We start from the raw sequence: 13643 nt of genomic DNA, 5'->3' as shown, positions 1-13643 counted from the left end.
GTGCGGCATGGCGGGTTGCCGGCACATGGCATGATGCGGCGGTACTCACCGGACGCCCTGGAGATCGCATGCGCATGCTGTTGAAGGCGGGACTCGCCTCCCTCCTGTACGTTGCCGCCACGGCGGCGTCCGTGGCACGGGCCGAAGCCCCCTCGCAGGTGCGCATCGTCCACGAGGACGGTCGCTATCTCATGCATGTCGATGGCAAACCTTTCCTGGTGAAAGGCGCCGGCATGTCGGGAGACGAGCAGGAAGAGCTCGCCGCCCGCGGTGGCAATTCCTTCCGTACCTGGAGCACCGGCACCGACACGGCAAAGGTGCGCGCCATGCTCGACCGCGCGCAGCGCAATGGATTGAAAGTCGCGATGGGCATCGAAGTGGGCAATGAGCGCCATGGCTTCGATTACGACGACGCGGCCGCCGTGGCCAAGCAACGCGAGCGCATCCGCCAGGAAGTGCGCCTGTACAAGGATCATCCTGCCGTGCTGATGTGGGTCGCCGGCAACGAGCTGAACCTGCACTACGAGAATCCCAAGGTATGGAATGCCATCGGCGAGATCGCCGACACGATCCATGCCGAAGATCCTAACCATCCCGTCATGACCACGCTGGCGGGCTTCGACAAGAAATTGATCGATCTGCTCAAGGCGCGCGCACCGTCGCTGGATCTGATCGGCATCCAGCTGTACGGCGATATCGGCGCGCTGCCGGAGAAACTGGCGAGCAGTGGCTGGACGGGTCCCTACGTCGTCACCGAGTGGGGACCGACGGGGCATTGGGAAAGCCCGCTGACGTCATGGAAGGCGCCGATCGAGGATGACGCCTCACGCAAGGCGGCGTTGCTGCAGCAGCGCTACGAACAGGTGATCGCCGCCGACAAGACGCAGGGGCTGGGCTCGTACGTGTTCCTGTGGGGCAACAAGCAGGAGCGCACGCCGACGTGGTACGGGCTGTTCCTTCCGAGCGGCGAGAGCACGCCGTCCGTGGACGCGATGGAGTACGTGTGGACGGGCCGCTGGCCCGCCAACCGCGCACCGTCGATCCAGCCGCTGACGCTGGAAGGACGCTCCGCGCTGGACAGTGTGACGGTGAAGGCGGGTCAGTCCGCGGTCGCCCGCGTCGATGCACGCGATCCGGACGGCGATGCCGTGCGTTACCGGTGGACGGTGCTGCACGAGAGCACGGCCACCAGCATCGGTGGCGACCGCGAAGACGTGCCGCCGACGCTGGACCTGGCGATGGAGGACGACGGCAAGGGCGGCCTGCGCTTTACCGCGCCCGACGCACCGGGCGCCTACCGTCTGTTTGTCGAAGTGCGCGATGGCCACGGCCACGCAGCCTACGCCAACCTGCCGTTCCGGGTGGACGCGCGCTGATCACCCGGCGACGGGTGCAGCGGGTCAGGCCTGGTACTGCTTCTCTTCGATGAAGCGCGAGCCGGCCTGACGGTTGATCGCGTTCTTCACGCCGATGCGGTCGCCGTTGTGTTTTGCCACCGAGCGCGCGAGTTCGACAAACTCGGCGTCGAAGGACTGCGCGGCTTCCTTCGCGCGCAGCGCATCCTGTACGTCCCACATGCGTTCGTTGATCCGGCGCAGGTCATCCTTCAGTGCGGCCAATTCCGGCTGCGCGGTCGCGAGCTCCTGCCACAGGGTCTGCAGGCCCGCGCGCTCGACGTCGACGTGCGCGCGCTTGGCCGCATCGTCGATGCGTTCGGCCTTGATTTCGAGGATGGACAGCTTGTCGGCCAGTTCGCCGATGGCGACGGGGATCAGGATGGTGTTCATGGGGGCATTCTAGCGCCGTGCAGCGCGATGAAGCGCCTTAATCGCGCACGTCTCCCTTGGTCCGCAGATTCTCCATGGCCCGTTTGATTGACACGACCAGGCGATGCTCCGGGGGGTAGTCCTTGGACGTGACGGCGAGCGCTTCTTCCAGGATCTCCTTTGCACGTTTCCTGTCGCCGCGATCGGCCGCGATCGTGGCACGGATCATCAACGCGGCATTGACCAGGATGTGCGCCTTGGGCTTGGGCAGCCGTGGCCGGTTCTGCGCTTCCACCATCGCGAGCAGCGGATCGGCTTCTTCTGGCTTGCCGAGCTCCACCAACAGGTTGGCGAGGATGATGCGGTTGTTGTCCAGGTGGCTGTGCGCTGGCGGATAGTGCGCGGCAAGGAAGGTCGCGTTCTGCTTCAGCAGCAGCTCCGCCCGTGCGTCGTCCTCGACCGACGGCGAATCGACCAGAAAGCGGGCCAGTTGGACCTTTGCCAACGGCGGCGGCGGCAGCTTCTGCCGTTCCGAGATCGCGATCACGTCCTCCAGGATGTCCCTGGCTTCGCGCATGCGACTGATCCACTCGGGAGCATCGCGGGGCGACACGGTCAGGTTGTTGGCAAAGTTGGCGCGGGCCAGGAGAAGCACATCGTTGCCGGGCGGGTAGTGGCGCTCGAGGATCGCCAGCCCGCGACGGGTGAGCGCGGCGAGATCGTCCCAGTTCCATTGACTGTTCTCGTAGCGGAGCAGTGCAGCCTGGGCCAACAGCGCGCTGCCATAGGCGGGATGGTCTTCACCATAGGCCGTGCGTATCAGCGCCGTGCCCTGTTCGATCGCCTCGCGGCACCCGGGCAGATCGCCGGCCAGGCAGCGCGCATTGCCGAGCGCAATCAGGGCGCTGCCGGTCTTTGGGTGGTTGGCGCCGAGGAACTGCACCGTGTGCTGCCATTGCGCCACGGCGAAGGGCAGGGCCTCGTCGAAGCGCTCCTGGGCCAGCAGGCTGGTCGCCAGCGCGCGCTCGGCGTCTGCGGCCTGCAGCGGATACACGCTTAACGCCATGCCGAGCGCATGGCGCAAGTCCGTGTCGGCGGGCTTGAAGTCCTGCAGCCGCATCCGCCACTGGCCGCGCAGGGTCAGCAAGGCGACCACATCGCTGGGTTCGCTGTTCACCTGCGCCGCCGCCAGGCCGAGGGTACGGTCCAGCGTCCGCATGGCCTCATCGTGCTGTGCGAGATTCCATTGCGCTTCCGCCACCTGGGTGAGCAGCTGCAGGCGCACGCGCGACGTCGCTGCGGCCGGTTCATCGTCCATCGTCGCCAGCGCCGCCTGCGCCGTCGTCAGGGCCGTGCCGGGTTCGCCTGCGAGGGTCTGCATGGCGGCGAGCGTGGCCTGCACTTCCAGTGCCGTGTCGCCATCCGTACCGGGCAGAAGGGCGGCTTCGTCGGTCAGCGCCTTGGCCTGCCGGTAGTCCCCGATCACGGCGTAATTGCGCGCCAGTATCAGCAGGCCGCGGGCGAGGACGCCGGGGTGTTCCTGCAGCGGCAGTGTGCGCATCCGCGCTTCGGTCTGCTCGAGCAACGCCTTGGAGGAAAATGACTGCCGGCCCAGCCCGGACAACGTGGCATTGCCCAGCGTGTGCTCGAAGATGGTCGAGAGTGCAGCGTAGGACTCGGCCTCCTTCGCGGTCTGACGCGACTGCAGGTGGGCCGCCACGCCGCCAGCGCCCAGCGACGCCACCAACAGCGCGACCAGCCCGCACGCAAGCCGGTGACGGCGGACGAAGGTGAGGGCCCGATACCCCGGCGCTCCTTCGCGCGCTGCCACCGGTTGTATCCGCAGCCATCGTTGCAACTCATCGCGCAGTTCGGCGGCCGAGGCATAGCGGCGTGCCGGGTCGGGCGCACAGCAGCGGGTCAGGATGGCGTCCAGGTCACCTCGCAACTGACGCGACAGGGCACGGCCGTCGCGCACGCCGCGCGCCTGCGCCATCTGAGCCGTCGCCTCCCGCGCAAGGTGCGATGCCGGCTCGGCATGGGTGCCGGCGGAGGCGGTCAGGCGCATCCTGCCCGACGCATGCGGCAGGCGTCCGCACAGCAGCAGGTACATCACCGCGCCCAGCGAATAGACGTCCACCGCCATCGTCGGCCGGTCCGGCGACAGCGATTCGGGTGCTGCATAGCCGTGGGACACCGCGATGCGCCGCAGCGGCCGATCGCTTGCCAGCGTGGCGGCCAGGCCGAAGTCGACCACCTGCAGCTGGCCTTCCGCGGTCACCAGCAGGTTGGACGGCTTGATGTCCTGGTGCAGCACCATGCGGTGATGGGCGAATGCGAGCGCCTCGCACGCTTGCAGCACCAGCTCGATCCGTTGCCGCACGGTACTGCGCTGGTGATCGCACCATTGGTCGATGGTTTCGCCTTCGACGTAGCGCATGGCGAACCAGGGCACGCCGTGGGCGTCGATGCCGCCGTCGAGCAGGTGGGCGATGCCGGCGTGGTCGAGCTGGGCCAGCGTATTGCGTTCGTTGAGGAAGGCCTCGATCAGCGTGGGCGAGGTCAGTTCCTGGCGGATGCACTTGAGCGCCACGCGCTGCTGGTACTGCCCATCGTCACGCTGCGCTTCGTAGACGGTGCCCATGCCTCCGCTGGCGAGGACTGCCGTGATGCGCCAAGGACCGATACGGCTGCCCACGCGCAGGTCGAGTGCGGAGGCGGTCCCTGCCGGGATGTCATCCAGCAACACGCCGGGCGGTGCGTGATCGACGAGTTGCGACTGGGCATCGGCGATCAGCATGGCCTCCAGCGCGAGGTGCACGTCCGGTTCCCGCGCACGCAGCCGCTCAAGCGCCTGCGCTCGCTCGCTCGGTGCCAGCGCTACGTAGTCTTCGAATAACGACAGTGCCCGGAGTTTGGCGGCATGCGTGTTCATGGCAGAGAGGCTTCCGGCAGGCAGGAACGACGGCACCGGATCAGTCACAGAAAACCGCGCTTCCGTGCAGCGACGGATCAGCTTTTGCGGGGGCATTGGCGCTCCGTTGTACTCCATGTCGTGCACATTTGTGAACGTGCCGGCGCTCGATTCGCAGTCGAGCGTAATGAGAAGTTGCAGGGCGCTGACACAGCGTTCCACTGCAAGGGGCACGCGGGTTTGCTGCCATGCAGCATAATGAGACATGACCACGTCCTCGTTGCCGCCGGCCTCCGCGTCGAGCGCCCATCCGCTGCCCCCACGCCAGGTGGGATTGATCCTGTTCGCGCTGACGCTGGGTGGCTTCGCCATCGGCACCAGCGAGTTCGCCAGCATGGGCCTGATGCCGAACATGGTGGCCTCGCTGGGCGTGACCGAACCGCAGGTCGGGCACCTGATCAGCGCCTATGCGCTGGGCGTAGTGGTCGGTGCGCCGCTGCTGGCGATCCTCGGCGCCGGCTGGAAGCGCAAGACGCTGCTGCTGGCATTGATGGGCTTCTACGCGCTGGGCAACCTCGCCAGTGCGTTGGGCCCGACCTACGAAAGCCTGCTGGTGTTCCGCTTCATCGCCGGCCTGCCGCATGGCGCCTACTTCGGCGTCGCCGCGCTCACTGCCGTGGCGATCAGTCCACCGAACAAGCGCGGCCGCGCGATCAGCCTGGTGATGCTGGGCCTGACGCTGGCCATCCTGATCGGCAATCCGCTGGCGACCTGGCTGGGCCAGGTGATCGACTGGCGCTGGGTGTTCGCCGTCGTGGCGCTGGTCGCCTTGGCGACCGCGGCCCTGCTGGCGATCTGGCTGCCGGCCGGCATCGACGGTGAGAAAGCGCACCCGCTCGACGAACTGCGCGCTTTCAACCGCCTGCCCGTCTGGCAGGCGCTGGGCATCGGCGCGATCGGATTCGCCGGCATGTTCTCCGTCTTCAGTTACCTCGCCCCCACGATGCTGGAAGTGACACGCGTGTCGCCGGCATGGATCCCGCTGGGGCTGGCCGGATTCGGCGTGGGCGGCGTGATCGGCAATTTCGTCGGCGGCTGGCTGTCCGACCGCTACCAGTTGCGCGGCGCGTGGATGGTGCTGGCCTGGGCGCTGGTGGCGTTGCTGCTGTTCCCGCTGCTGGCGGAAGGCCTGCCGACGATCCTGCTGGCGACGATCACGATCGGATTGATGGGCGCGCTGGGGCCCATCCTGCAGTCGCACCTGATGGACGTTGCCGGCGACGCGCAGACGCTCGCGGCCGCCTCGCACCACGCGGCGTTCAACACCGCCAATGCACTTGGTCCGTGGCTGGGCGGCATGGCGATCACGGCCGGTTTCGGCTGGACCTCCACGGGTTATGTGGGCGCGGCCATGGCGGTCGCCGGCCTGCTGATCTATCTGTGGGCACAACGCACGCTGCGCGGCGCTGCGCCGCCGGCAGACGTCGCCTGCGACGCGGCGTCCTGAGTCGTGTCATCCCCGCGTCATGCGCCAACACACTGAGTACGCGCGGGATTTCGGGTGTGGTTGTGATGGCTGCGCAGGATTGTCACGAAACTGCAATAAAAAACGCCGTCGTGCGCACGTCAGTGTGACTTAACTCGTCGCGGGCGAGGCCGTTAAGAAGGGCGTCCCTCCCTTGCCCGTGTCGTGCCCCCATGTCTTCGTCCGCTTCCCGTTCCTACAGCCTGCAGGTCAAGCTGCTGGGTTCGCTGACCCTTGGTCTCGTGGTGATCCTGCTGTGCGCGCTTGCCGGCCTGGGCTCCGCCTGGCTGAGCCTGTCCACCGAAGTGCCGCCGCAGGTGGCGCAGGCCGCGGACGGTGAACGCCTGAGCCGCGACTTCCGCGTGCAGGTGCAGGAGTGGAAGAACATCCTGATCCGCGGGCACGACGAAGAGCAGCGCACGAAGTACGTGACGGCCTTCGACGAAAGGGGTCGCGAGGTCGCTGCGCTTGCCGGCTCACTGTCGACCGCGCTGGCCGATCCGCAGGCACGGCAGCTGGCCAAGGACTTCCTGGCGCAGCACACCACACTGGAGACCAACTATCGCGCGGCGCTGGAGCAGTTCGCCGCCGCCGGCTACGACACGCAGGAAGGCGACCGCCTGGTGAAGGGCATGGATCGCGAACTCGGCAAGACACTGGAAGCGCTGATCGCGCGCACCAAGGTGCTCGCCGACGAAGCGGTGATCGCACGCTCGCAGGACGCACGCAGCACGCTGGTGCTGTGCGCGGTGCTGTCGGTGCTGGCCGCCATCGCCCTGATCGCGGTGCTGGGCTGGTGGATCCGCCGTTCGGTCATCCGGCCGGTCGTCGATGCCGCCAACGTCGCCCGTGCCGTGGCGTCCGGCAGCCTGGATCCGCGCATCCATGTGCGCAGCGGTGACGAGATCGGGCAGCTGGGCAACGCCATGCTGGCGATGACGTCGACGCTGAAGGGCGTGATCGCCGCACAGGGCGAAATGGCCGAGCGCCACGATGCCGGCCAGCTCAGCTTCCGCATGGACGATGGCGCGTTCCCCGGCGAATACGGTCGCATGGTGCGCGGTACCAACACGCTGGTGGCATCGCACATCGCGGTGAAGATGCGCCTGGTCGAGATCATGCAGCGCTACGCGATCGGCGATCTGTCGATGGACATGGACCGCCTGCCCGGCGAGAAGGCGGTGCTGACCCAGGCGATGGACGTGACCAAGGCGAACCTGTCGGCGATCAACGGCGAAATTACGCGCCTGGCGTCTGCGGCGGCGGCCGGCGACTTCTCGCAGCGCGGCGACGACACGCGCTACCAGCACGATTTCCGCGCCATGGTCGGCGGCCTGAACCGCCTGATGGAAACCACCGATGCCAACCTGGCCGAGGTCTCCGCGCTGCTGCGTGCGATCGCGCGCGGCGACCTGACGGTGCGCATGGAAGGCGACTTCCATGGCGTGTTCGCCCGCATGCGCGACGATGCCAACGCGACGGTGACGCAGCTGCGCGACATTGTGGCGCATATCCAGGCGGCCTCGGGTTCCATCACGACGGCGGCCGGCGAGATCGCCGCCGGCAACGGCGACCTGTCGCGCCGCACCGAGCAGCAGGCGGCCAACCTGGAAGAGACCGCCGCCTCCATGGAGGAGCTGACCTCCACCGTGCGCCAGAACGCCGACTCCGCGCGCCAGGCCAACCAGCTGGCGATCGGCGCCGCCTCCATCGCCTCTGAAGGCGGCGCGACGGTGTCCCGCGTGGTCGCGACCATGGTCGACATCGAACAGTCGTCGAAGAAGATCGCCGAGATCATTTCGGTGATCGACGGCATCGCGTTCCAGACCAACATCCTGGCGCTCAATGCGGCGGTGGAAGCCGCCCGTGCCGGCGAGCAGGGCCGGGGTTTCGCCGTCGTGGCGAGCGAAGTGCGCACGCTGGCCCAGCGGTCGGCCAATGCAGCCAAGGAGATCAAGGGCCTGATCGAGACCTCCGTGGAGAAGGTGGCCGATGGCTCGGCGCTGGTGAACCAGGCGGGCGCCACCATGGGCGAGATCGTCGCGTCCGTGCAGCGCGTGACCGACATCATGGCCGAGATCTCCGCCGCGTCGCAGGAACAGAGCGCGGGCATCGAACAGGTCAATCAGGCCATCGTGCAGATGGACGAGACCACCCAGCAGAACGCAGCGCTGGTGGAAGAGGCCACGGCCGCTGCGCGCGCCATGGAAGAGCAGGCGCATCTGCTGACCGATGCGGTGGACGTGTTCGTGCTGGACACGCAGGAGGCGGCGCCAGTGCGGTTGCGCGCCGCCGCTTGATCCGGCGCGGACATCAGGACGCGGCGTCGACCGCGTCCAGGATGTGCAGGCCCAGGTTGAGCCGCTTCGCCCGACGCTTGGCAGCGGCGGCCTGCGAGGCGACTTCCTCGGCGGTGGAGAAGCGGCCGGGCTCTACCGGCGCCACGCCGATCGTCAGCGTGGTGAGCGGGAACGTGGCGTAACGGCCCGCCCGGTCTTCGCCTTCCAGTACGCCCCGGGCCACGTCCGCCTCGTCGAACAGCGCGCGGCTGGCGGTGTTGAACTCGCCGACCATCTCCTGGCAGCGGCGCTCCCAGTCGTCGCTCTGGAACAGCACCACGAAGTCGTCGCCGCCCACGTGGCCGACGAAGTCCCAGCGTGGTTCCGCATGCTTGACCAGCGTGCTGGCGACCAGGCGGATCATGCGGTCGCCGCGGAAGTAGCCGTACTGGTCGTTGTACGGCTTGAAGTGGTTGAGGTCGCAGTACGCGGCCATGAACGACTGCCGCGCCTCGATCAGCCGCGCGATGTGCTCGGCGATCGGGATGTTGCCCGGCAGCAGCGTCAGCGGATTGGCGTACCGTGCGGCCTCGATGCGCAATTCGGTCACGCGGCGCACCAGCGCCTCGCCGGTGCCGACGCCGGCATAGCGGCCGTCGCGCGTGATGATGAAACCATCGGACAGGTAGCGCTGGTCTTCGCCCAGCAGGATCTCCGACATCGCATCGATGCTCTGTCCCACGTCGGCCATGATCGGTGAGGCATGCATCAGCTGGATGCAGGGCTTGCGGCCCAGCAGTTCGCGCGCGAACGGCACGGCCATGCGCTCATTGAACACGCGCCGGTTGATCAGTCCCTGCGGCCGCCCATCGTGGTCGATGACGGGCAGGGCCGGCAACTGCGGATGCTGGCGGAACAGTTGCTCGGCTTCGAAGTTGCTGGCCTGGTCATCGATCGACGGGGCTTCGATCAGCAGGTGCGCGGCGGTGACCTTGGGGAACGCGGAGCGTCGGCCATCGAGCGGCCAGACCGGCAGCTTCTCGCGCGTCGCCTGGCGGATTTCCTCGGGTGCGGTGTCGGAGACGACGCTGCTGGGTCGGCCCAGCAGATAGCCCTGCGCGAAGCGGATGCCGAGGTCCTGGATGATCGCCAGATCCTGCAGGCGTTCGACGCCTTCGGCGATCAGATCCGTGCCGAGACTGTCGGCGACCTGCACCAGCGCGCGCACGATGCTCAGGCGGCCGGGGCTCTGCGCGATCTCGTGGATCAGGTAGCGGTCGATCTTGACGTACTCGGGTCCCAACTCGTGCCACAGCTCGAAGTTGGAGTGCCCGTTGCCGAAGTCGTCCAGCGCGATGCGGATGCCGGCGGCGCGCAGATAGCCCAATGCGTCCGCGAGCCGGCCCACGTCTTCGACGATGTCGCGTTCGGTGATCTCGATGACGAAGCGGCTCAGGTCCCGTCCTGCCGACTGCAGGCTTTCGATGACCTGCTGTGGACGCAAGGCGCCCTGCAGGATGGCGTGCGCGCTGAGATTGACCAGCAGGCGTCCGCCACGATCGAAGTCGAACGCCTGCGCCAGCGTGCGCGCAGCATGCGTTTCCAGTTCGCCCAGCCGTCCTGCCGTGCGCGCGCGATCCAGCAGGCGCAGCGGCGACATGTCCGCGTGGGCATGGCGCATCAGGCCTTCATGCGCGACGACCTGGCGATCCTCCAACCGCACGATCGGCTGGAACAGGGCGCGCAGACCGCCGGGGCGCAGCGCGCCGTCCAGCAGTGCGTCGAGGGAGTCGGGGAGCGGGGAGGCGAGCATGGGGGCGGCACGCTAGCGCGCTTCCGTGACAGTTCCGCGTCAGTCGCCGTCGTCATCGTGCTGTAGCGCACGCGCTGTACAACGACGGCATCGCGGAACCGCACACGTGCCGTTCGATCGGGCGCTAAAGTTCCTGCGGGAACGGCCGATACCGATGCGTCATTCTGTCCGGAATACGCGCATGGCCTCCCCCGAATCCCTGAAGTCGTCTTTCCTCCGCGCCGCCGACACCGTCGTCCGCAGTTTGCGCGGCGTGTCGTCCACGCGCCTGGCCCGCATGAGCCTGGCGGGCAAGATCCAGGCCAGTCTGCTGGTCTCCGGCCTCGGCCTGCTGGTGATCGCGCTGGCCTACTGGCGCGCCAGTGTAGGCGCGGAGCGCGCGGGCGACACGTTCGCCGGCCATCAGGCGCAGGCGGTACTGGCCGGCACGCTGGCGCAGCAGGTCGCCGAGGCGCGCCGCCTGCAGACCGCGTACGCGCACAGCCTGTCGGACGTGCATCGCAACGAGCTCGACGCAGCGCGGCAGCAACTGGCGTCCACGCTGGAGACCGCGACGAAGGTCGCGACAGGCGTGCGTCGCTCGCCCCCGTTGCAGGATGTTGCCGCGCAGGTCGCGCAGTTCGGCGACGGCATCACGTCGCTCAATGCCCGCGTGGACGAAATGGGCCAGGGCGAGACAGGGTTGCGCGCGTTGCTCGATGCGGCTGCCACCACGCTGGAGACCGACGTCGAAGCACAAGGCTCCACCGCCCTGATGGCCCACGTGCAGCGGATGCGGCGGCACGAAAGCCAGTTCCTGCTGACCGGCGATACCGCGCATACCGATCGCGTCAGCGAAGAGAAGCTGCCGTTCGACCTTGCGCTGGGCGCATCGGCGCTGCCCGCCGACGCTCAGGATGCGCTGCGCGCCGGGATGGACGCCTATCAGGGCGCGTTGCTGGCCTACACGGCGGCGCGCGTGGGGCTGGATGTCGAAGCGCAGGCGCTGGAAGACACCGCCGCCGCCATCAGTCCCGCGTTGATCGCGTTGCAGGACAGCCAGGCACAGGCGCTGGCGGCGGCACGCGCGGAACAACGCGCACGCGGCCGCTGGATCGACGGGTTCTTCATGCTGACGTGGCTGCTGGTGTCCGCCGCACTGATCGCGACGTTGTCGATGGTGTTGCGCGCGGTCCGCCGCCCCATCGAAGACACGCTGCGCTTCGCCACCGACATTGCCGAAGATCGTCTGGACACCCCGCTGACGGTACACAACCCGCACGATGAGATCGGCAGGCTGGCCGCAGCACTGACGCACATGCGGGGCCGCCTGCGCGCGCGCATCGAGGCCGAGCGGGCCGCTGCACGCGAGAACGAACGCGCACGACAGGCACTGGATTGCGCGCAGACCGGGCTGATGATGCTGGATGCCGACGGCGTGGTCGTGTATGCCAACCGGACCTTGCAGGCCGAGGTGCCGGACGTCGCGACGCTGCACAGTGCACCGGCCGCGCAGCTGCATCCGGCGTTCGGCGGCGTGCAGCACCGGCTGGGGGCGGGCGAGGCGGCGTTCGAGGAAGAGGTCGAACACGGCGGCGTGCGCTACCAGTGGGCCATCACGCCCGTTGTGGTGGAGGGGGTGCGGATCGGCGCGGCTGTCGAGTGGCGCAGCCGCGCGGTGGAGACGCTGGTCGAACGGGAGATCGCAGCGGTGGTGGATGCTGCCGCGCGTGGGGACCTGCAGGGGCGCGTGGTGCTGGAGGGCAAGCAGGGGTTCGTGCTGACGCTCGCAAGCAGCACCAACCGGCTGCTGGAGGCTTTCCAGTACAACCTGTCATCGCTGCAGGGGCTGTTGGCCGCGCTGTCGCAGGGCGACCTGACCGCGCGCATGGAGGGCGACTTCCACGGTGTCTTCGCCCGCATGCGCGACGACGCCAACGCCACCGTCGTCCAGCTGACGGAGATCGTGGGGATTATCCAGCAGGCATCGGCCTCGATCACCACCGCCGCCGGCGAGATCGCGGCCGGCAACAGCGATCTGTCGCGCCGCACGGAGCAGCAGGCGGCCAATCTGGAGGAGACGGCCGCGTCGATGGAAGAACTGACCTCCACCGTGCGGCAGAACGCCGAATCCGCCCGTCAGGCCAACCAGCTGGCGATCGGCGCGGCGAGCGTCGCTTCGCAGGGCGGCGAGGTGGTCGGCAAGGTGATCACGACCATGCAGGACATCGAGCAGTCGTCGAAGCGGATCGCCGAGATCATCGCGACCATCGACGGCATCGCGTTCCAGACCAACATCCTGGCGTTGAATGCCGCGGTGGAAGCGGCGCGCGCAGGCGAGCAGGGTCGCGGATTCGCGGTCGTCGCGTCGGAAGTGCGGGCGCTCGCCCAGCGTTCGGCCAACGCGGCCAAGGAGATCAAGGGCCTGATCGAGACCTCGGTGGACAAAGTCGCCGATGGTTCGGCGCTGGTGAACCAGGCTGGCGCCACGATGGGGAAGATCGTGGCCTCGGTGCGTTGCGTCACCGACATCATGGCCGAGATTTCCTTGGCATCGCAGGAGCAGAGCTCAGGAATCGAACAGGTCAACCGCACCATCACCCAGATGGACGAGGTCACGCAGCAGAACGCCGCGCTGGTGGAGGAAGCCTCCGCGGCGGCCCGCGAAATGGATCAGCAGGCCCGCGGACTGGAGCAGGCCGTGGCGATGTTCAGGACCGGCGTGCAGCGCCGGCCATCGATGCGCGTGGAACGGCCCGTTCCTGCGGGTTGAAGCAAGACGACGCTTACTCCGGCGACGTGGCCGCCGGAGGCGAGCCGGAACGCCAGCGCCGTGTCGTGCGCTGGAAGAACTGGCTGTTCGGAATCTGCAGCACGGTGTCGCCGCGCAGCGCGTCTTCTTCCAGCAGCGTGGTGTAGAGCAGGTTGATGTCGATGACGCGACCACGCAGGCCGGGCTTGTCGCCGTTCTCCAGCACTTCGATGTGGTCGTGCACGCGGAACGGCCGCGTGGTGAGGATCAGCACGCTGCAGAAGATGTTCGACAGCACGCTCCATGCGGCGAAGAACGCCACCGCGGCGACGGCCGTGAAGCCGGTGAGCGCCGTCCACAGGACGCTGCCGGACACGCCCAGTCGCCCCAGTGCCAGCATGAAGGCGGACATGTACACCAGCACGCCCAGCAGGCGGCGCGCGCTGACCGCCACCTGGGCCGGAAGGTGGTAGCTGTCGCAGATGCGGCGCACGATGATCCGCAGCACGCGCAGAAGCAGCCATGCGCCCAGCAGGATCGCGAGCGCCTGGGCGATCGGAATCGCGACACGGGCGCCTTCCTGCAGCCAGCCATTGAGCTCGGGCCACGACATCA

Annotated in this window: 8 protein-coding genes; 4 read left to right on the top strand and 4 right to left on the bottom strand. The window is 68.0% G+C overall.

What is annotated here, in order from left to right; genetic code table 11:
• Positions 1 to 68 precede the first annotated feature (68 nt).
• Positions 69 to 1376 (top strand): glycoside hydrolase family 2 TIM barrel-domain containing protein, encoded by a 1308-nt coding sequence (locus IB225_RS07510; RefSeq protein WP_192310551.1) that lies wholly within the window; start codon positions 69 to 71, stop codon positions 1374 to 1376.
• Positions 1377 to 1400: 24 nt separating this feature from the next.
• On the opposite strand, the gene IB225_RS07505 is transcribed toward IB225_RS07510, so the two are convergent.
• Positions 1401 to 1787: a DUF6165 family protein gene (locus IB225_RS07505; protein WP_192310550.1), complete on the bottom strand. Its 387-nt coding sequence runs from the start codon at positions 1785 to 1787 to the stop codon at positions 1401 to 1403.
• Between the two features lie 37 nt (positions 1788 to 1824).
• A complete protein-coding gene (locus IB225_RS07500) occupies positions 1825 to 4701 on the bottom strand; it encodes a serine/threonine-protein kinase (protein WP_192310549.1) in 2877 nt (958 codons plus the stop codon).
• 244 nt (positions 4702 to 4945) lie between these two features.
• On the opposite strand from IB225_RS07500, the gene IB225_RS07495 reads away from it, so the two are divergent.
• Positions 4946 to 6187 carry an MFS transporter gene (locus IB225_RS07495; RefSeq protein WP_192310548.1) on the top strand — a complete coding sequence of 414 codons (1242 nt, stop codon included), beginning with the start codon at positions 4946 to 4948 and terminating at the stop codon, positions 6185 to 6187.
• Positions 6188 to 6378: 191 nt separating this feature from the next.
• Positions 6379 to 8505, top strand: coding sequence for a methyl-accepting chemotaxis protein (locus IB225_RS07490; protein ID WP_192310547.1), 2127 nt, complete (start codon positions 6379 to 6381; stop codon positions 8503 to 8505).
• 13 nt (positions 8506 to 8518) lie between these two features.
• Here IB225_RS07490 and IB225_RS07485 read toward each other — a convergent pair whose 3' ends face one another.
• Positions 8519 to 10297 (bottom strand): EAL domain-containing protein, encoded by a 1779-nt coding sequence (locus IB225_RS07485; protein WP_192310546.1) that lies wholly within the window; start codon positions 10295 to 10297, stop codon positions 8519 to 8521.
• Positions 10298 to 10478: 181 nt separating this feature from the next.
• Here IB225_RS07485 and IB225_RS20580 point away from each other — a divergent pair, with 181 nt between their 5' ends.
• Positions 10479 to 13049, top strand: a complete 2571-nt coding sequence (locus tag IB225_RS20580) for a methyl-accepting chemotaxis protein (protein ID WP_305076404.1) — start codon at positions 10479 to 10481, stop codon at positions 13047 to 13049.
• 13 nt (positions 13050 to 13062) lie between these two features.
• Here the strand turns inward: IB225_RS20580 and IB225_RS07475 are convergent, their stop codons facing one another.
• On the bottom strand, positions 13063 to 13641 hold the full coding sequence (locus IB225_RS07475; protein WP_192310545.1) for a mechanosensitive ion channel family protein: 579 nt from the start codon (positions 13639 to 13641) through the stop codon (positions 13063 to 13065).
• Between the last annotated feature and the right edge of the window lie 2 nt (positions 13642 to 13643).

It is taken from the genome of Pseudoxanthomonas sp. PXM02 (assembly GCF_014851805.1).
In the GTDB taxonomy this organism is placed as follows: domain Bacteria; phylum Pseudomonadota; class Gammaproteobacteria; order Xanthomonadales; family Xanthomonadaceae; genus Pseudoxanthomonas_A.
Note: the sequence above shows the minus strand (reverse complement) of the source record. Positions and strands in the feature narration are given on the sequence as shown.